At 64.7% G+C, this 17,515-nt stretch carries 17 protein-coding genes; 4 read left to right on the top strand and 13 right to left on the bottom strand.

All coding sequences use genetic code 11. From position 1 onward, the window contains the following. Positions 1-3 precede the first annotated feature (3 nt). From ACFFNA_RS05220 to ACFFNA_RS05160, 13 genes are all read right to left on the bottom strand, one after another. Positions 4-426 (bottom strand): hypothetical protein, encoded by a 423-nt coding sequence (locus tag ACFFNA_RS05220; protein WP_095082801.1) that lies wholly within the window; start codon positions 424-426, stop codon positions 4-6. Continuing rightward, positions 423-2,039, bottom strand: coding sequence for a phosphoenolpyruvate--protein phosphotransferase (gene ptsP, locus ACFFNA_RS05215; protein WP_378916163.1), 1,617 nt, complete (start codon positions 2,037-2,039; stop codon positions 423-425). Before ptsP ends, ACFFNA_RS05220 begins: the two co-directional genes overlap by 4 nt. Then, the gene (locus ACFFNA_RS05210; protein WP_111544850.1) at positions 2,023-2,325 is read right to left on the bottom strand and encodes an HPr family phosphocarrier protein; all 303 of its coding nucleotides are present in this window, start codon (positions 2,323-2,325) and stop codon (positions 2,023-2,025) included. Before ACFFNA_RS05210 ends, ptsP begins: the two co-directional genes overlap by 17 nt. Before the next feature lie 21 nt (positions 2,326-2,346). After that, positions 2,347-2,736 (bottom strand): dihydroxyacetone kinase phosphoryl donor subunit DhaM, encoded by a 390-nt coding sequence (gene dhaM / locus ACFFNA_RS05205; RefSeq protein ID WP_111544849.1) that lies wholly within the window; start codon positions 2,734-2,736, stop codon positions 2,347-2,349. Beyond that, the gene (gene dhaL, locus ACFFNA_RS05200) at positions 2,733-3,335 is read right to left on the bottom strand and encodes a dihydroxyacetone kinase subunit DhaL (protein WP_378916159.1); all 603 of its coding nucleotides are present in this window, start codon (positions 3,333-3,335) and stop codon (positions 2,733-2,735) included. The genes dhaM and dhaL overlap by 4 nt, the downstream gene beginning before the upstream one ends. 72 nt (positions 3,336-3,407) lie before the next feature. Beyond that, positions 3,408-5,051 (bottom strand): dihydroxyacetone kinase subunit DhaK, encoded by a 1,644-nt coding sequence (locus tag ACFFNA_RS05195; RefSeq protein WP_378916156.1) that lies wholly within the window; start codon positions 5,049-5,051, stop codon positions 3,408-3,410. A gap of 80 nt (positions 5,052-5,131) precedes the next feature. Then, positions 5,132-6,145, bottom strand: a complete 1,014-nt coding sequence (locus ACFFNA_RS05190; protein WP_378916153.1) for an ABC transporter ATP-binding protein — start codon at positions 6,143-6,145, stop codon at positions 5,132-5,134. Then, positions 6,138-7,250, bottom strand: coding sequence for an ABC transporter ATP-binding protein (locus tag ACFFNA_RS05185; protein ID WP_378916151.1), 1,113 nt, complete (start codon positions 7,248-7,250; stop codon positions 6,138-6,140). The genes ACFFNA_RS05190 and ACFFNA_RS05185 overlap by 8 nt, the downstream gene beginning before the upstream one ends. A gap of 2 nt (positions 7,251-7,252) precedes the next feature. Further along, positions 7,253-7,453 (bottom strand): hypothetical protein, encoded by a 201-nt coding sequence (locus tag ACFFNA_RS05180; protein WP_378916148.1) that lies wholly within the window; start codon positions 7,451-7,453, stop codon positions 7,253-7,255. Beyond that, positions 7,450-8,400 (bottom strand): carbohydrate ABC transporter permease, encoded by a 951-nt coding sequence (locus tag ACFFNA_RS05175; protein WP_111544843.1) that lies wholly within the window; start codon positions 8,398-8,400, stop codon positions 7,450-7,452. Before ACFFNA_RS05175 ends, ACFFNA_RS05180 begins: the two co-directional genes overlap by 4 nt. Continuing rightward, positions 8,397-9,344 carry a carbohydrate ABC transporter permease gene (locus tag ACFFNA_RS05170; RefSeq protein WP_095084297.1) on the bottom strand — a complete coding sequence of 316 codons (948 nt, stop codon included), beginning with the start codon at positions 9,342-9,344 and terminating at the stop codon, positions 8,397-8,399. The genes ACFFNA_RS05175 and ACFFNA_RS05170 overlap by 4 nt, the downstream gene beginning before the upstream one ends. Before the next feature lie 110 nt (positions 9,345-9,454). After that, positions 9,455-10,786: an ABC transporter substrate-binding protein gene (locus tag ACFFNA_RS05165; protein WP_111544842.1), complete on the bottom strand. Its 1,332-nt coding sequence runs from the start codon at positions 10,784-10,786 to the stop codon at positions 9,455-9,457. A gap of 275 nt (positions 10,787-11,061) precedes the next feature. Further along, positions 11,062-11,751, bottom strand: a complete 690-nt coding sequence (locus ACFFNA_RS05160) for a PIG-L deacetylase family protein (protein WP_378916144.1) — start codon at positions 11,749-11,751, stop codon at positions 11,062-11,064. A 26-nt stretch (positions 11,752-11,777) separates the two neighbouring features. Between ACFFNA_RS05160 and ACFFNA_RS05155 the strand changes: the two genes are divergently transcribed. From ACFFNA_RS05155 to ACFFNA_RS05140, 4 genes are all read left to right on the top strand, one after another. Continuing rightward, the gene (locus ACFFNA_RS05155; protein ID WP_378916141.1) at positions 11,778-12,668 is read left to right on the top strand and encodes a DMT family transporter; all 891 of its coding nucleotides are present in this window, start codon (positions 11,778-11,780) and stop codon (positions 12,666-12,668) included. A gap of 93 nt (positions 12,669-12,761) precedes the next feature. Continuing rightward, positions 12,762-15,224: an ATP-dependent helicase HrpB gene (gene hrpB / locus ACFFNA_RS05150; protein WP_378916138.1), complete on the top strand. Its 2,463-nt coding sequence runs from the start codon at positions 12,762-12,764 to the stop codon at positions 15,222-15,224. 266 nt (positions 15,225-15,490) lie between these two features. Beyond that, entirely contained in the window at positions 15,491-16,822 is a 1,332-nt protein-coding gene (locus ACFFNA_RS05145; RefSeq protein WP_111544837.1) for an ActS/PrrB/RegB family redox-sensitive histidine kinase, read from the top strand. A gap of 85 nt (positions 16,823-16,907) precedes the next feature. Then, positions 16,908-17,471, top strand: coding sequence for an ActR/PrrA/RegA family redox response regulator transcription factor (locus ACFFNA_RS05140; RefSeq protein ID WP_111544836.1), 564 nt, complete (start codon positions 16,908-16,910; stop codon positions 17,469-17,471). The last annotated feature ends 44 nt before the right edge of the window (positions 17,472-17,515 follow it).

The following is a 17,515-nucleotide window of genomic DNA, read 5'->3' as shown; positions in this document are numbered from 1 at the left end:
GGATCAGCCACCCTTACCGGTGATGCTGGTGATCTTCTGGATAAAATCATTCACTGCCCGGTCGAGCGCTGCGTTCTGCTTGTCGTCACCGAAATCGGGCACGATGAGCGAAACATGCCGCGTCTTGCGCATGCCTGCCGCGACAGACATTTTTCCCGGATGCGCCTGATGATAGGCGGCGAGAAACTGGTCGCGCTCGGCGGGGCTGAAATGGCAGACGGAAAAGATCGAAGGCAAATGCTTTGACGGGATCGGGATCGAATAGGCCGGGCTGGAAATCTGCGTGACGAAGCTGCGGTGCTTGCCAAGCGCATCGGCGAGCCGCTGGCGCATGCCGGACGGCCGCTGGTCGATGACGTGCGACAGGATCGTCTTGTAGGCGCGGATCGCCTCTTCGGAACCGGCTTCAGGCATCTTGTCGATCATGCCGGCCGCGCCTGGATCGAAACGTCCGCGATGGCCGCCTTGGCCATGGCGAGTTGCGCGGGGGCAACGGAAAGATCGCGCAGGCCGGCCTCGAGCAGCGACGGGATCGAGGCGGGGTCACCGCCGGCATCGCCGCACAGGCTGACCGGAATTTCTGCACGCAAGCCAAACGCGGTTACGGCAGCGACAAGCCGCAGCACGGCTGGATGACGGACCGAGTTGAGGTGCGCCACCGCAGCGTTGTCGCGGGCGGCTGCCATGACATATTGGGTCAGGTCATTGGAGCCGATCGAGAAGAAGGCGGCCTCGGCAAAGGCCTCCGGCACGATCGCCACCGATGGCACCTCGACCATGATGCCGAGCGGCGGCATCTTTTGCGGAATGCCGCGCGCGGCAAGCACCGCCTGTTCTTCGGCGAACATCGCCGCTGCCTGTCTGTATTCCTCCACAACGGCGATCATCGGGAACATCACTTTCAGACTGCCGTGGACGGCGGCGCGCAGCAGTGCCCGGATTTGTACACGAAACACTTCAGGCCGCGCCAGCGACAGCCTGATGCCGCGCAGGCCGAGGAACGGATTGCCTTCCGCGACAGTGAAGCCAGGCACCGGCTTGTCACCGCCGGCATCGACGGTGCGGATTGTCACCGGCTTGTCGCCGGCCCATTCCAGCACCTTGCGATAGGCGCGATACTGCGTTTCCTCGTCCGGCAATGTCTTGCCGAACAGGAATTCGGTGCGCATCAGCCCGACGCCGTCGCAGGTGGCGATGTCGATGCCGTCGACGTCGGACGGGTCGGCGATGTTGACCTGCACTCGCACCGCTGTGCCGGTCTTGGTCACCGCCGGCCGCGCCAGAAAAATCCCGGCCCGGTCGCGGCGCGCCGCGAACGATGACGACGATTGGCGAAAGGCGTCGATTTCGGCTTTGGAGGGCGACAGCACGATGCCGCCATGTTCGGCATCGAGCAGCGCGATGCCGGCAAGATTGGCAGGCAAGTTGCCAAGACCCACCACCCCAAGCCCCACAACCATGGGCACGCCGCGCGAGCGCGCCAGCATGGCGACGTGGCTCGCCGTGCTGCCCGCCTTCAGCGCGATGCCGCCACCGCCACTCCAGTCGGTCTCGAGAAAACGCGTCGGCGCGATGTCCTCGCCGTAGAGAATGGCACCGGCTGGTGCTTGAACCCCGCCATCCTCGGTCAGCGCGCGCAGCACCTGGTCCCTGATGTCGCGTATGTCGGCCGCACGGGCGCGGAAATAGTCTTGATCCGAGGTCTCGTAGCCAGCGATTTCCACGTCCAGCGCCTGTCGCCATGCCGCATCGGCGGGGTGTCCGGAGGCAATCGCTGCAAAAGCCGGGCCGCTCAACGCGTCGTCCCCCAGCATGGCTATCTGAAATTCGAGGATGTCGGCGGCGTCACCATCAGCGATTTTGATCAATGCGGCGAGACGGCCCGTCGCAATGTCGATTGCGGTCTCGAGCGCTGCTTTCTCGTCGGCGGTATTTTCCTTGCAGGCGTAAGCAATGGCAATCCGGTCGAGGTCGAACAGCGGCCCCTCGGCATAACCGGCCGAGGCCGAGATGCCTTGAAGCCTAAGCGGTTCGGACATGGTCCGCGCCTTCGTCGAAATCGCGCCGCACCAGTTCGACCAGTGCGTCGACGGCATCATTGGCGCCGGCGCCGCTGGCCCTGATGTGCAGCACCGTGCCCTTCGGCGCCTTGGTGGCCATCACCTTGACGATGCTCTTGGCGTCGAACCATGGCCCGTTGGCGGCAAGTGCTATTTCCACCTCGGCGGCGAAGGTCTTGGCCAGCTTGGTGAACTTCACCGAAGGACGCGCATGCAGACCCACCTCATGGGTGATCAGAACGGTCGCTTCGGCGGATGCGGACATATCTTCAAGATTCCCGTTCGTTCACGACGGCGACAATTCGTGCGCCGTCGCCACCACTTCCTTGAGCGAGGCGCCGCCGGACGCCTCGGTCGCCGCCATCACCGCGCCTTCGACGATCGGCGCGTTGCAGACGATGATCTTCTGCGCACGCGGCTCGCCGATCATCTCCACCGCCATTTCGCTGTTGGTCTCGGCGCCGCCGAGATCGACCAGGATGGCGACGCCGGCTTCCGACCAGGCCCTGTCGATAGCGCTCATGATCGCCTCGACATTGGTGCCGAGCCCGCCATGGCCGTTTCCGCCGCACCATGCAAGCGGCACTTCGTCGCCCACCATCTGCCGCACCATGTCGGCCGTGCCCTCGGCGACCAGCGGCGAGTGCGAGACGATGACGATGCCGACATTGCTCATGCGCTTTCCCCGACGGTTTCCGCCACTATCCGCACCAGCAGCGCGGTTGAGCGCGCACCGGCATCCATATGGCCGATCGAGCGGTCGCCAAGGAACGAGGCGCGGCCACGCAGGGCCTTCATCGGCACGGTCGCTTCGGCGGCCGCGTCGGCGATATTGGCGATTTCCGCCGCCGTCTTTCCCTGCAGCAGGGCATCATGCACAGGCTGCAGCACGTCGAGCATCGTCTTCTGCCCAACCTGCGACTTGCCCCTTGCGGCCACCGCTTCGATGGCCTTGCCGAAAGCCAGGGTCAGATTGGCGCGATCGGGCGCGGCGGAAATCTCCTTGCCGAGCGCCATGAACAAGGTGCCGAACAGCGGACCGGAAGCCCCGCCGACCGTCATCACCAGCTTGGTGCCGATCGCCTTGAGCGCCTCGGGCAGCGGCTTGGCAGCAAACGCCTCGGCTTCGCTGCGCACGGCCTCAAAGCCGCGCTTCATGTTCAGCCCATGATCGCCGTCGCCGATCGCCTGGTCGAGCGCCGTCAACGCCTCGGCGTGGGCGGCAATGGTGTCTGCGGCGGCTGCGATCAGCCTGGAAAGGTTCAACGCCGCCATGTCACCCAAATTCCTGGTTCCCACCCTGCCGGCAGTAGCGAAAGAATTTTCATTCGACAACTGAAGCATGCGTCAGACCGCTGCAAGCAGCGCCGCTGCGGCCGCAAAGGCCTCGGCCACCGCATGGGCGCCGGGGTCGACCACGCCTTGCAGCTTGCTGCCGACATAGGCGGACCGCCCGGCTTTCGCTCTGTCCATGGCGGACGTGGCTTCGGCACCGCGACGAGCCGCTGCTGCCGCTTCCTCCAGGCCGCCGGCGTCCAGCGCTTTCAGCGCTGGCTCCAGGGCGTCGACCATGGTGCGGTCGCCGACCTTTGCGCCTCCGTAGAAGGTCATCCGTTCGAGGCCGGCAAGCAGCGACTTCGCCACGCTGGCGCCGCCGTCCAAAGCCTGCGCCGCCGCGGTGAAGAAGATCGACAGCAGCACCCCGCTGGAGCCGCCCATGGACGCGCTCAGAATGTCGCCCACCGCGCCAAAGGTTGCCGCAGGGTCGGCCAGCGGCAGCGTATCAAGTCGCTCAAGCACACTGCGCGCGCCTGTCGCCACCGTCGAACCGGTGTCGCCATCTCCCGCCTTGGCGTCCAGCCCATTCAAAGTGGCTTCGAGCGCGATCAGCCGTTCGCCGATCGTGACGACAAGGCGTCTGGTGCGTGCATCCTGGCTGGGCTTGCGTGCCTCGTTTTCAGTAAGCGGTTTCGCTATTGGCACGACGGCAGGTGGCACGACAGGCTTTGCCGGCATCCAGGCGTGCGGGCCGACCGGCGCCAGCAAGGCGGTTTCGCGCACGGCATCGAGCCGGATCAGCGACAGCGAGAAGCCGTTCATGTTGAGCGCCGTCATCAGCGGTCCGGGGCCGATCGTCAGCTTGACGGTTTTGGCGAGCGGCGAGGCCAGCACCGCGTTGGCGACAAGCGACATTTCGAGCGGCGGCACGGAGCCGAGATTGTTGATGAGCAAGGCATAGCTGCCTGCTGGATCGAGCCGTGCCGAGAGGCGCTCCACCATGATCGCGACCAACCTGTCGGCGCTTTGCACCGCGATCCGCTCGACGCCCGGCTCACCATGAATGCCGAGGCCGAGCTCGCCGTCGTTTTCGCCAAATCTGTCCTCGTGCGGTTGGCCCGGGATCGAGCAGGACGACAGCGACATGCCGAGTGAAACGATGTCCTTCGCCGCGGCTCGCGCAGCTGTCGCGACGGCTGCAAGATCGTGGCCGGCCTCCGACAGATGGCCAGCGATCTTGTGCACGAACAATGTACCGGCAACACCGCGCGGCTGGGCAATATCGGGCAGCGCGATATCGTCGGCGACGATCACCATCTCGACGCGGAAGCCCTCAGCCCGCGCCTTCTCGGCCGCCAGGCCGAAATTGAGACGGTCGCCGGTGTAGTTCTTGACGATCAGCAGGCAGCCGGCCGGGCCAGTGACCGCGCGAATGGCGGCCAGCACCGCCTCGACGCTTGGCGAGGCAAAGATCTCGCCCGAAACCGCCGCCGTCAGCATGCCCTTGCCGACGAAGCCGGCATGTGACGGCTCGTGCCCAGCGCCGCCGCCGGAGACTACGCTGACGTTCGTCTTGTCCCAGTCGGCGCGCAGGATGACCTTGATTTCGGGATACCCGTCGAGGCGCGCCAGATCGCCGGCGCCAATGGTCCGCAAGAGGCCGTCCAGCGCCTCGGTGACGATCGTTTCCCTGCGATTGAAAAAGTGCTTCATCGAATTCGTCCAGTCCCGTATTCGCAATCGTCAATCGGAAGCCGGTGTTGAACCCTTGGCAGGGAAACACCGAAAACCGTTCACATCAGCCTTTGTCCGTCGGCACCGAAATACAGCGGCGACCGGTAGCGGATCACCACCCTGTCGCCTTGCCCCAGATCCGTGTCGGGATCGGTCAGCGTCACCAGCTTCCTGGTCCCCACCGTCACATGCAGATGGTTCTGGTCGCCGAGATGCTCGACCCAGTCGACGACACCGTCGGCATGGCCATTCGAGGCTTTCTCGATTGACAGATGCTCGGTGCGTGCGCCGATGGTCTTGGTCCCGGCCGGCGCGCCGCCATCGGGCAGCAGCCCGGTCGGCAGAAGATTGATCGCCGGCTGGCCGAGCCTGGCCGCGACATGAAGGTTTGCCGGCTCCGAATAGATCGTCCTCGGCGAGCCGATCTGCACCAGCACGCCATCGGCAAGGATGCCGATGCGGTCGGCCATCGTCATCGCCTCGATCTGGTCATGCGTGACATAGAGCATGGTGGCGCCGAGCTCGGACTGGATGCGTTTCAGTTCGAGCCTGAGATCCGCCCGCAACTTGGCGTCGAGCGACGACAGCGGCTCGTCCATCAGGTAGATGGAAGGCTTGCGCACCAGCGCGCGGCCGATGGCGACGCGCTGCATTTCACCGCCCGAAAGCTTGGTCGAGCGGTTGGCGAGCTTGTGATGGATGCGCACCATCTTCGCCACCTCCTCGACCCGGCGGCGGATCTGCTCCTCCGGCATCCTTCGTGCCGGTGAGCGCAGCGGGAAGGCGAGATTGTCGAACACCGACAAATGCGGATAGAGCGAGTATTGCTGGAACACGAAGGCGGTGTCGCGCTCGGCCGGCGAAAGTGTCGTGGCATTGTGGCCGCCGATTTCGATGGTGCCTGCATCCGGCCGCTCCAACCCGGCGATCAGCCGCAGCGTCGTCGTCTTGCCGGCTCCGGTTGGCCCGAGCAGCACGACGAACTCACCATCGGCGATGGAAAGGTCGAGACCGTTGACGGCGACATGGTCGCCAAAACTCTTGCTCACATTCTTGATGTGCACGTCAGCCATGCTGTGCCCTCCGCTCCGAGGCGGCATCGTGGACCGCAGTTCTCACCGCGCGACCCGATCCCTTCTCGAACAGCGACAGCCGCGCCCTGCTCAGTGTCAGGCCGACATGGTCGCCAGTGGAGAGCCGGATCTCGGCCGGCACGCGTGCCTTGATGATGCCGTCCGCCGTCTCCACAGCGACGATCTGCGTAGTGCCGAGATATTCGGTGCCGTAGATAGCGCCACGCAACTTGGAGGTGTCGTCGAAGCGGATGTGTTCCGGGCGGATGCCAAGCGCCATGTCGGTCGGTGCGATATCCTCGCGCACCTCCGGCACCGCGACCTTCGCACCCTGGACGACGATTTCTTTCGCGCCTTTGTTGAGTCCGCCGCCGAAGCCCAGGAAATTCATCGGCGGCGAACCGATGAAGTCGGCGACGAACATGGTCGCCGGCCGGTCGTAGATTTCGCGCGGCGTGCCGAACTGTTCGATGACGCCATGGTTCATCACCGCGATCTTGTCAGCCATCGACATCGCTTCCATCTGGTCATGCGTGACATAGACGGTGGTGGCGTGGATGCGGTTGTGCAGCTCGCGCAACTCATGGACCATCAAATCGCGGAATTCAGTATCAAGGGTCCCCAGCGGCTCGTCCATCAGGAAGCATTTTGGCCGCCGCACGATGGCGCGGCCGAGCGCCACCCGCTGGCGGTCACCGCCGGCTAGTCCGGAGACGGATTTGTTGAGCAGATGGTCGATGCGCAGAAGCTTTGCCGTCTCTTCGACGCGCTCGCGAATCTCGGCTGATGGCATGCCTTGCGCCAGCAGTGGGAAGCCGATGTTCTTGCGCACGTTCATATGCGGATAGAGCGCGAACAGCTGGAAGACGAAAGCGATGTCGCGCTCGCGTGCCCGCAGCATGGTGACGTCCTCGCCGCCGAGCAGGATCTGCCCGCCGGTCGGCAGTTCGAGCCCGGCGATCATGCGCAAGGTCGTCGTCTTGCCGCAGCCCGACGGTCCGAGCATGACGAAGAACTCGCCATCCTCGACGACGAAGTTGGAATCCTGCACCGCGACGAAATCGCCGAAGGCCTTTCTCAGGTGCTGAACGCGAATTTCGGCCATGGCTATTCCGGGAACTTCGAGACGATGATGAACATCACGGTGCCGGCGAGCATGGTGATGAAGGAATAGGTGTAGAGCGACAGTGCGAAGGGCTGGAACAGCATCAGGAAGCCGATGGCGATCAGCACTGTGGCGATGTTTTCCATCAGCCCGCGCCTCGCCCAGACCGGCCAGCGCGATTTGCGTTTCTGGGTCATGCTCATTTGCGCACCGCGCCGAAGGTGATGCCGCGCAGCAATTGCTTGCGAAGCAGGATGGTGAAAACCAGGATCGGCACCAGGAAGATCGTCGTGCCGGCCGCGACCGCCGGCCAGTCCTGGCCGCCTTCGCCGATGATGGTCGGGATGAAAGGCGGCGCGGTCTGTGCCGTGCCCGAGGTCAGAAGGGCTGCGAAGGCATATTCGTTCCAGGCGAAGATCAGGCAGAAGATGGCGGTCGCGGCAATGCCGGTGGTCGCCTGCGGCAGCACCGTGCGCCAGAAGGCCTGCAGCCGCGTATAGCCGTCGATCATCGCCGCTTCCTCATATTCGCGCGGGATCTCGTCGATGAAGCCTTTCAAGAGCCACACGGCCAGCGACACGTTGACCGCTGTATAGAGCAGGATCATGCCGAGCGCGGTGTCCGACAGGCCAAGCTCGCGGTACATCAGATAGATCGGGATGGCGACGGCGATCGGCGGCATCATGCGCGTCGACAGGATGAAGAACAAAAGGTCGTCGGCCAGCGGCACCTTGAAGCGCGAGAAGCCATAGGCCGACAGCGTGCCGAGAAACACCGCGCAGAAGGTCGAGCCGAAGGCGATGATCAGCGAATTGACGAAGCGCGGCAGGAAGTTGGACGGGCCGGCGATCACCATGTTGCGCTTGCGCGTGGTCTCGTCGCAAAAGTCGGTCGCCGGTCCCAGCGAGTTGATGTATTCGGGCGTCTGTCGCGTGCGTGTCGTGAACAGGTTGCAATAGCCCTCGAGGCTTGGCTGGAACAGCAGCTTCGGCGGATAGGCGATCGAATCCGGCGGCGTCTTGAAGCTGGTGGCGAAGATCCACAGCAGCGGCACGATCGAGATCAGCGCGTAGGCGATGATGATCGCGCCGGCGATGCGCTTCGAATTCGCAGACGGTGCGACGACCGAGTGGGCAGTGGTCAGGCTCATCTCTGCTTCACCTTGTTGAGCGCCTTGACGTAGATGTTGGCCAGACCGAACACCGCGACGAACAGGATGATGGCGAAGGCCGAGGAATAGCCCGTCCGCCAGCTCTCGAAGGCCTGCCGCTTCAGCGTGATCGAGGCGACCTCGGTGGTCGAGCCCGGCCCGCCGCCGGTCAACAGATTGACCATGTCGAACATCTTGAAGTTCTCGATGCCGCGAAACAGCACCGCCAGCATGATGAACGGCAGCGCCATCGGCAGCGTGATCGACCAGAACTGCCGCCAGTTGGAGGCGCGGTCGACCTCGGCCGCCTCATAGATGTATTCGGGGATCGAGCGCAGCCCGGCGAGGCAGATCAGCATCACGTAAGGTGTCCACATCCAGGTGTCGACGATGATGATCGACCATGGTGCCAGCGACACGTTGGAGAGCATCTGGATATTCGTTGGCGGGATGCCGGTGACGAAGGAAATGGCATAGGCGAACAGGCCGATCTGCGGCTCGTAGAGGAAGCGCCAGAAATTGCCGACCACCGCCGGCGACAGCATCATCGGAACCAGGATGAGCGTCGTCCAGAACGCATGGCCACGGAACTTCCTGTCGATCAGCCAGGCCAGGGTGAAACCGATCAGCGTCTGCAGCAGGATGGTCCAGAACACGAAATGCGCCGTCGTCTGCATGGCGATCCAGATGTCCTTGTCGCCGAGGATGCGCTGGTAGTTGGCAAAGCCGAGATTCTTCACCACCTCGTTCGGCCGGTTGGCGCGGTAGTTGGTGAACGACAGATAGATCGCCCAGAACAGCGGAAAGATGTTGATGGCGAGCAGCAACAGGATCGTCGGCGAAATGAACAGCCAGGCGAGGCCCTTGTCGCTGATGCCCCGGACCTTGCGGGCCAACGGTTCCGGGGTCGCCCGGGCAACGTTCTCCGCGGTCCGATTGAGCATGGTCAGTCCTGCTTCGGTCACTTGGGTCGTCTCTGTCATGGAATTTATCTGAACTGCGTCCCGTGCCAAGGGTGGCACGGGACGCTTGGGCCTAGCTCGGGAGGAGCCGGTTACATTTTGCCGTCGTCCTCGAAGACCTGCGTCCAGTCCTTGACCAGGCCGTCAAGGGCATCCTTGGCCGAACCCTGGCCGGCGACGACATAGTCATGGAAGCGCTTCTGCGACGCCTGCAGCAGCGGTGCGTAGCTGGGCTCGGCCCAGAAGTCCTTCACGATGGCCATCGAGTCGAGGAAGGTCTGCGCATAGGGCTGGCTGGCCGGGAACTTTGGATCCTTCACCACCGCGTTGAGGCAGGAATAGCCGCCGAGTGACCACCACTTGGCCTGCACATCCTTGTTGGCGAACCACTTGATGTATTTCAGCGCCGATTCCTGCTTGTCGGAATAGGACACAACGGAGATGCCCTGGCCGCCGAGCTGGGCGAACTGCTCGCCGTCAGGCCCCTTGGGGTTGACGAAGTAACCGATCTTGTCGCCGCCGACATTCTCGTCCTTCTGCAGGCCCGGCCATGTGAAGGCGAAGTTCATGTGCATCGCCACCTGGCCGGATTTGAAGGCATCGACGCCTTCGCCCATGTAGCTGTTCGAGGCGCCCGGAGGGGTGCAGCAATCATAGAGCGCCTTGTAGAACTCCAGCCCCTTCACCGACTTGTCGGAATTGACGAAGCCTTCCATCTCGTAGGGCTTCTTCGGGTTCTCGTACTGGAAGCCGTAGCTGTAGAGCACGTCCATGGCGCCCATGGTGATGCCTTCCGAGCCGCGCTCGGTATAGATCGAGGCGCCATAGACGGTCTTGCCGTCGATCTGCCGCTTCTGGAAGAACTCGGCGACCTGCTTCAGCTGGTCGAACGTCGTCGGCGGGCCGAGATCCCAGCCGTACTTCTCCTTGAATTCCTTCTGCAGCTCCGGCTTGGAGAACCAGTCCTTGCGGTAGGTCCAGCCGACGACGTCGCCCATGGCCGGCAGCGCCCAGTAGTTCGGCGTGTTCTTCGGCCATTCCGAATAGCCGACGACGGTTGCCGGCACGAAGTCGTCCATGCTGATCTTCTCCTTGTCGAAGAAGTCGTTCAGCTTGACGTAGTGGCCGTTCTCGGCGGCGCCGCCGATCCACTGGCTGTCGCCGATGATCAGGTCGCACAGCTTGCCGTGCGAGTTCAGCTCGTTGAGGAAACGATCGGCATAGTTGGTCCACGGCACGAATTCGAATTTCATGCCGATGCCGGTCTCCTTGGTGAAATCCTTGGACAGTTCGACAAGCGCGTTGGCCGGGTCCCAAGCGGCCCAGCACAGCGTCAGGTCTTCAGCGTGCGCGACGGTCGAGGCGGCTGTCGACGCGGATATCGCCGAGGCCAGTCCCAACGCCAGTTTCAAGCTCGATTTCATGCCTTCCTCCCATTTGCGAAACGCGTCCGGATGACGGTTTCAAGAGCCCTAAACCCCTCTCCTCAGGGGCCCAAACATGGCGGCGCGGCGGCGCTGCAGATGTTTAGTAATTTGTTTAGTGATGCAATTTTTACTAAACAACGCAAGCGAATTCGTTGCTGCGCCGCAGCATGCTCACGCCGGTGTCTGAAAACGTTGGGAAAAGCGTGGATCGCGGTCGGACTGTCGAAGCCGCGTAAGCCGAGCCCGACCAGGCTTGAAGGTCGTCTCGGCTCTCAGTCGACCCGTTTGGTGCTCACCATCACCGGCCGGATCGCCGGTGCCGGTGGCAGCAGCGCGCGGATGTCGGCGAACGGAAACATAGGCTCGAAGCGGAAGGCTTCGGCCAACGAACCCTGCGCGCCGTTGCACTGGCCTGAACGAAAAAGGTTCTGCGTTCGCGCGCCGTCGACGAACCGTTCCGGGTCCTGCGACTGATGCATGCGGATCGCCTTGGCCTTGATGTCGGCATGCGCGGAAATATCGACATAATGCGTTGGCGAAAAACCGGTGCCGCCGAGCGTGTCGGCATGCAGCACCGGCACCGTGAACGAAGCCGCGATGCGCACGCCGTCCGACAGCGCGCGATGGTCGCCGTGATAGTCGTTCGGCGCGTGGGTGATTGCGAGATCAGGGCCGACCTCGCCGATCAGCGCCTTCAGGGCCGCGATGAGCGCGGCGTCGGCCACCAGCGCGCCGTCGGGGAAGTCGAGAAAGCGTGGCGCGGCCCCAAGCAGGCTTGCCGCTTGTGTCGCCTCCTCGCGCCGCGCCCGGGCAAGCACGCCGGGATCACCCTTACCGCCCTTGGCCCCATCGGTGGCGATAGCAAAAGTCAGTTCTGCGCCTTGCGCGGCATAGGCGGCCATCGTACCGAACATGAATATCTCGATGTCGTCCGGATGCGCACCGAGCGCCAATATTTTCAAGTCTCTCTCCCCGGAAATGGAAAAACGTGACGAACGGAATTCTGCTCGCCCTGATCGCCTATGCAAGCTATTCGGGCAGCGATGCCGTTGTCAAAAGCCTGGGCGGGCAGCTCACGATCTTTGAGATCGGCTTTTTCATAACCTTGTTTGCCGGCTTCTTCCTCTTCTTCACGCGGCCGCCGGGCGAGCGCTGGCGCGATTTCTGGCGCACCAAAAGGCCCTGGGCGGTGCAGGCGCGCGCCTGGGCGGGCATCGCGTCCGGCGTGCTCAGCGTCTACGCCTTCACCACCATTCCGCTGGCGGAGGTCTATGCGCTGGTCTTTCTGGCGCCGCTCTGCGTCACCATCCTGTCCACACTCATCCTCAAGGAGAAGGTCGGTCCGTGGCGATGGCTGGCGGTTGTCGCCGGCTTTGCCGGCGTCATGCTGGTGGTGCGGCCCGGGTTTCGTGAGCTGCATCTCGGCCATCTTGCCGCGTTTGGCGTTGCCTTCCTCGCCGCTGCCAGCGTCATCCTGATGCGCTCCCTGGCACAGCAGGAAAAGCGCACGACCATGCTGGGGGTGCTGGTCGGCTACGGGCTGGTGTTCAACGGCGTTGGTGCAGCCGCCACCTCATTCACCATCCCGGACGGCAAGCAGCTGGTGTGGCTGGCAATGTCCGGTGCCTTCACCGCTTGCGGGCAATTGCTGCAGCTCCTGGCGGTCAAGTATGCGCCCGCCAACCGGATCGCGCCGACGCATTATTCGCAGATCGTCTGGGCGGTGATCCTCGGCGCGATGTTCTTCCAGGAATACCCCGACTGGCTGTCGCTGGTAGGCCTCGCGGTCGTTGGTGGGTCCGGCCTGCTGACCATGGTGCGCGAGGAAGCACGGCTCGGCACGGTGCGCTGGAACCCGTTTTCCCGCACCCGGCTTTGAACCGGCCCCGGCCTCTAAGTTGCATGGCCACCGCGACCGCTGATATGCGGACGGAGCGGCCTGCCGCGATTTGATGAGCGCATTCCTGGAACAATGACCACGAAACCTCTGCCGGAGCTTCCCGTATCCGCCGTGCTGCCGGCGCTGAGTGAAGCGCTCGGCCGTGGCAACAGCGCCGTGCTGGTGGCGCCACCCGGCGCCGGCAAGACGACGCTGGTGCCGCTGGCGTTGCTCGATGCGCCCTGGCTGGGGGCCGGCAAGATCGTTCTGCTCGAACCGCGCCGGCTTGCCGCCCGTGCCGCTGCCCGCCGCATGGCCGAACTCGTCGGCGAGGAGACCGGCGCCACCGTCGGCTACGCCATGCGCATGGAGAACCGCACCTCGGCCAAGACCAGGATACTGGTCGTCACCGAAGGCGTGCTGGCGCGGATGATTCTCGACGACCCCGAACTGCCCGGCGTTTCGGCGGTGATCTTCGACGAATTCCACGAACGCTCGCTCGACGGCGATTTCGGTCTGGCGCTGGCGCTCGATGTGCAAGGCGCGCTGCGACCGGACCTGCGCGTGCTGGTGATGTCGGCAACGCTCGACGGCGCGCGTGTCGCGAAACTGCTATCGGGCGCGCCGGTGATCGAGAGCGAGGGACGCGCCTTCCCCGTCGATGTCCGCTACGACGAACGTCCGGCCGGCACCACCATCGAGGACGCCATGGCCAAGGCGATCCGCTCGGCGCTTGCCGACGTGAGCGGCAGCGTGCTTGCCTTCCTGCCCGGCCAGCGCGAGATCGAGCGCACCGCCGAGCGGCTGGCCGGCAAGGTAGGCGCCGACGTCGACCTCGTGCCGCTCTACGGCATGCTCGACGGCAAGGCGCAGGACGCGGCGATCAAGCCGGCGCCGGCTGGCCGTCGCAAGGTGGTGCTGGCGACCTCTATCGCCGAGACTTCCATCACCATCGACGGCGTGCGCGTCGTCATCGATTCCGGCCTGTCGCGCTTGCCGCGCTACGAGCCGGCCAGCGGCCTCACCCGGCTGGAAACGGTGCGCGTCAGCAAGGCTTCCGCCGACCAGCGCGCCGGCCGTGCCGGGCGCACGCAGCCTGGCGTCGCCATGCGGCTGTGGCGAGCCGAGCAGACGGCGGCACTCCCGGCCTTCACGCCACCTGAAATCCTCGAAGCCGACCTGTCCGGGCTGCTGCTCGACTGTGCCGCCTTCGGCGTCGCCGACCCGACGAGCCTCGCCTTTCTCGATCCGCCGCCCGCGCCTGCGCTCAACGAGGCAAGGCAGTTGCTGCGCGCGCTCGACGCCATCGACGAGGCCGGGCGCCTGACGCAAGCGGGCATGGCGATGCGCAAGCTCGCTCTGCCGGTGCGGCTGGCGCATATGGTCGCCGAGGCAGCCGGGAGCGGCCATGCCGACGAGGCAGCCATGCTTGCCGTGCTGCTCACCGAGCGTGGCCTTGGCGGCGACGGTGCCGATCTGGAGCGACGGCTGATGCGCTTTCGCTCCGAGCGATCGCCACGCGCCACCGCCGCGCGCCAGCTTGCCGAACGGCTGGCGAGGCAGACCGGTGGCGCGAAAAACGGTGAGACCGTTTCTGCCGGCCTCCTCCTCGTCCACGCCTGGCCCGACCGCGTCGCCAAGGCACGCGGTGAGCGTGGCCGTTTCGTGCTGGCCAACGGCTCCGGCGCCATGCTCGACGCTGCCGACCCGCTGGCGGGCGAGCCTTTTCTGGTTGTCGCCGACCTGCAGGGCAAGGCGCAGAGTGCGCGCATCACGGTGGCGGCGGCAATCGGCGAGGACGATGTCCGCACAGCCCTTGCCGGCAGGATCGAAACACGCAGGCAGACGAGCTTCGACCGCGACAAGCGCGCCGTACGCGTGCGCGAAACCGTGCGCCTCGGCGCCATCACGCTTTCCGAGCGCATGCTGCCACCGCCAACCGGCGCCGACGCCGATCGCGCCATCCTCGATGCGGTGTGCGAGCATGGGCTGTCGCTGCTGACCTGGGGCAAGGAGACGCAAACGCTGCGCCAGCGGCTGTCCTGGCTGCATCGCGGCCTGGGAGCGCCGTGGCCTGACATGGCGGATGCCGCCCTCATCGAGCGCCTCGACGACTGGCTGCTGCCGTTCCTGTCCGGCGCGGCATCCTTTGCCGCCATCGATCCGGGTGTCGTTTCGGCCGGGCTGGCCACGCTCGTGCCGCACGACTTGCAGCGCAGGATCGACACGCTGGCGCCAACCCATTTCGACGCCCCGTCGGGCAGCCATGTGCCGATCCGCTATGACGGCGAATGGCCGGTGCTGGCGGTTCGCGTGCAGGAACTGTTCGGCCTCGACCGCCATCCTGCGATCGCCGGCGGCACCGTGCCGCTGACGCTCGAACTGCTGTCGCCGGCGCATCGGCCGATCCAGACGACGCGCGACCTGCCCGGCTTCTGGCGCGGCTCCTGGACCGATGTGCGCGCCGACATGCGCGGCCGCTATCCCAAGCATGTCTGGCCGGAAAATCCGCTGCTCGCCGCCGCCACCGCCCGCGCCAAACCGCGCGGGACCTAGGTCCTCGACGCAGCAATTTTGATGGATCGCTCACAGCGATGAACTGCATGCCTTGGCGCGAACGCCCATCGCTTCGTCATCCTCGGGTCTGCGCGTCCGCTTCGCTCCCGCTCCGCCGCCCGTGGATGACGAAGTTGGGAAGCTTCGGCCAACCCCGAATGTTTAGTCCACCGAAACGAACGATGAATTTCGGTCGCCAAGAGGCTTCCAACCATCAGATCGGCGGTGCAGCGCTACTAGCGCTCGCCGTCCCACGGCTGTAATTCATGGCCATGATCAATATTTTGCGTTCGCCCGATTTCCAGCAGAGCCAGAGACTGCGCCTCAACACGCTGATCAGGCTGCGCTGGCTTGCCATCGTCGGTCAGAGCCTGGCGGTGCTCGTCGTCGCCTATGGCCTGAAGTTCCCGTTGCCGGTCAGCCTCTGCTTCGCCTTGATCGCCTGTTCGGCCTGGATGAACCTGTTTCTCGCCTTTCGCTTTCCGGCGGCGCATCGGCTCACCCCGCTCGCGGCCTTCGGCATCCTCATCTTCGACAGTCTGCAGCTTGCCGGCCTGCTCTACATGACCGGTGGCCTCACCAACCCGTTCTCGCTGCTGATGACCGTGCCCGTCGTCATTTCGGCGACATCGCTGCCCCTGCGCCTGACCGCCATTCTCGGCGGACTGGTGATGACGGCGGCGACCTTGCTGGTCTTTGTCCATCTGCCGTTGCCCTGGCATGAAGGCGCGCCGCTGGCGATGCCGTTCATTTATGTCGCCGGCATATGGATGGCGGTGCTGTCCTCTATCGCCTTCACCGCCATATACGCCTTCCGGGTGGCCGCCGAAGCGCGGCTTCTGGCCAATGCGCTTGCCGCCACCGAACTGGTGCTGCAGCGCGAGCAGCACCTTTCGGCGCTCGACGGGCTGGCGGCGGCCGCCGCGCACGAGCTCGGCACGCCGCTCGCCACCATCACCCTTGTCGTCAAGGAAATGGAAAAGGCGCTCGGCAACGATCCGAAATACGGCGAAGACGTGAAGCTGCTGCGCTCGCAGAGCGAGCGCTGCCGTGAGATCCTCAAGCGCCTGACCAGCCTGTCGTCCGAGGGCGAGGCGCATCTTTCCCGGCTGCCGCTGACCTCGCTGGTCGAGGAGGTCACCGCCCCGCATCGCGACTTCGGCATCTCGATCAAGCTTCGCCCCGGCGAGCGCATCGGGCCCGAACCCGTCGGGCGCCGCAATCCGGGCGTCATCTACGGCCTCGGCAATCTGGTCGAGAACGCCGTCGATTTCGCCCGCAAGAGCGTCACCGTGCGCTGGAGCTGGGACGACACCACTGTGGCCTTCTCGATCATCGATGACGGGCCGGGCTTTCCCGCCGAGATCATCGACCGTATCGGCGAGCCCTACATGTCGACGCGCCAGGGCACGGAAGCCGGCGGCGGCCTGGGCCTGGGGCTGTTCATCGCCAAGACGCTGCTCGAACGCTCGGGCGCGACGCTCGATTTCCGCAATTCGAGCGGCCTGGGCGAGGGCGCCGTGGTACAGATATCGTGGCCGCGCGGCGTGTTCCTCAATCCAGAAATCACCTCGGCCAGTATGTTCGACACCGCCTGAGCGCCTTGCAAGGGCTCGAAAAATTGGACAATCAGGCTCAGGAACTATATCTGCGTAAAATTAAGGCAGCAGGAATTTTGAGACTATGACAGGCGACGAAAATATTGGCGCAATGGTTGAAGGCGAGGACACCTCGCTGCTCATCGTCGATGACGACAAGCCGTTCCTCACGCGTTTGGCCCGTGCCATGGAAACTAGGGGCTTCGTGGTCGAGACGGCCGAGAGCGTCGAGGAGGCGGTTGCCAAGGCGCGCGCCAACCCGCCCGCCTATGCCGTGGTCGACATGCGGCTCGGCGACGGCAACGGCCTCGACGTGGTTGCCGCGATCCGCGAGAAGCGCGACGATTCCCGCACCATCATCCTGACCGGCTACGGCAACATCGCCACGGCGGTGACGGCGGTGAAGCTCGGTGCGGTCGATTACCTCTCCAAGCCGGCCGACGCCGACGACATCTTTGCCGCGCTCACCCGGACCGCCGGCGAGCGTGCGGCACCCCCGGAAAACCCGATGTCGGCCGATCGCGTCCGCTGGGAGCATATCCAGCGCGTCTATGAAATGTGCGAGCGCAATGTCTCCGAGACGGCGCGCCGGCTCAACATGCATCGCCGCACCTTGCAGCGGATATTGGCCAAGCGCGCGCCGCGCTGAGAGACCGTTTGGAAATCCTACTCTGGCGGCCATCTGATGGCGTT

The organism is Mesorhizobium kowhaii (assembly GCF_042431665.1).
Classification (GTDB): Bacteria; Pseudomonadota; Alphaproteobacteria; order Rhizobiales; family Rhizobiaceae; genus Mesorhizobium; species Mesorhizobium kowhaii.
The sequence above is the reverse complement of the archived record's forward strand: the minus strand, read 5'-3'. Positions and strand labels throughout refer to the sequence as shown.

What these genes read in the sequence shown, in the direction of transcription:
- ACFFNA_RS05220 (WP_095082801.1), bottom strand. Translation starts at nt 426, where the DNA reads ATGATCGACAAGATGCCTGAAGCCGGTTCCGAAGAGGCGATCCGCGCC.
- ptsP (WP_378916163.1), bottom strand. Translation starts at nt 2,039, where the DNA reads ATGTCCGAACCGCTTAGGCTTCAAGGCATCTCGGCCTCGGCCGGTTAT.
- ACFFNA_RS05210 (WP_111544850.1), bottom strand. Translation starts at nt 2,325, where the DNA reads ATGTCCGCATCCGCCGAAGCGACCGTTCTGATCACCCATGAGGTGGGT.
- dhaM (WP_111544849.1), bottom strand. Translation starts at nt 2,736, where the DNA reads ATGAGCAATGTCGGCATCGTCATCGTCTCGCACTCGCCGCTGGTCGCC.
- dhaL (WP_378916159.1), bottom strand. Translation starts at nt 3,335, where the DNA reads ATGGCGGCGTTGAACCTTTCCAGGCTGATCGCAGCCGCCGCAGACACC.
- ACFFNA_RS05195 (WP_378916156.1), bottom strand. Translation starts at nt 5,051, where the DNA reads ATGAAGCACTTTTTCAATCGCAGGGAAACGATCGTCACCGAGGCGCTG.
- ACFFNA_RS05190 (WP_378916153.1), bottom strand. Translation starts at nt 6,145, where the DNA reads ATGGCTGACGTGCACATCAAGAATGTGAGCAAGAGTTTTGGCGACCAT.
- ACFFNA_RS05185 (WP_378916151.1), bottom strand. Translation starts at nt 7,250, where the DNA reads ATGGCCGAAATTCGCGTTCAGCACCTGAGAAAGGCCTTCGGCGATTTC.
- ACFFNA_RS05180 (WP_378916148.1), bottom strand. Translation starts at nt 7,453, where the DNA reads ATGAGCATGACCCAGAAACGCAAATCGCGCTGGCCGGTCTGGGCGAGG.
- ACFFNA_RS05175 (WP_111544843.1), bottom strand. Translation starts at nt 8,400, where the DNA reads ATGAGCCTGACCACTGCCCACTCGGTCGTCGCACCGTCTGCGAATTCG.
- ACFFNA_RS05170 (WP_095084297.1), bottom strand. Translation starts at nt 9,344, where the DNA reads ATGCTCAATCGGACCGCGGAGAACGTTGCCCGGGCGACCCCGGAACCG.
- ACFFNA_RS05165 (WP_111544842.1), bottom strand. Translation starts at nt 10,786, where the DNA reads ATGAAATCGAGCTTGAAACTGGCGTTGGGACTGGCCTCGGCGATATCC.
- hrpB (WP_378916138.1), top strand. Translation starts at nt 12,762, where the DNA reads ATGACCACGAAACCTCTGCCGGAGCTTCCCGTATCCGCCGTGCTGCCG.
- ACFFNA_RS05145 (WP_111544837.1), top strand. Translation starts at nt 15,491, where the DNA reads ATGGCCATGATCAATATTTTGCGTTCGCCCGATTTCCAGCAGAGCCAG.
- ACFFNA_RS05140 (WP_111544836.1), top strand. Translation starts at nt 16,908, where the DNA reads ATGACAGGCGACGAAAATATTGGCGCAATGGTTGAAGGCGAGGACACC.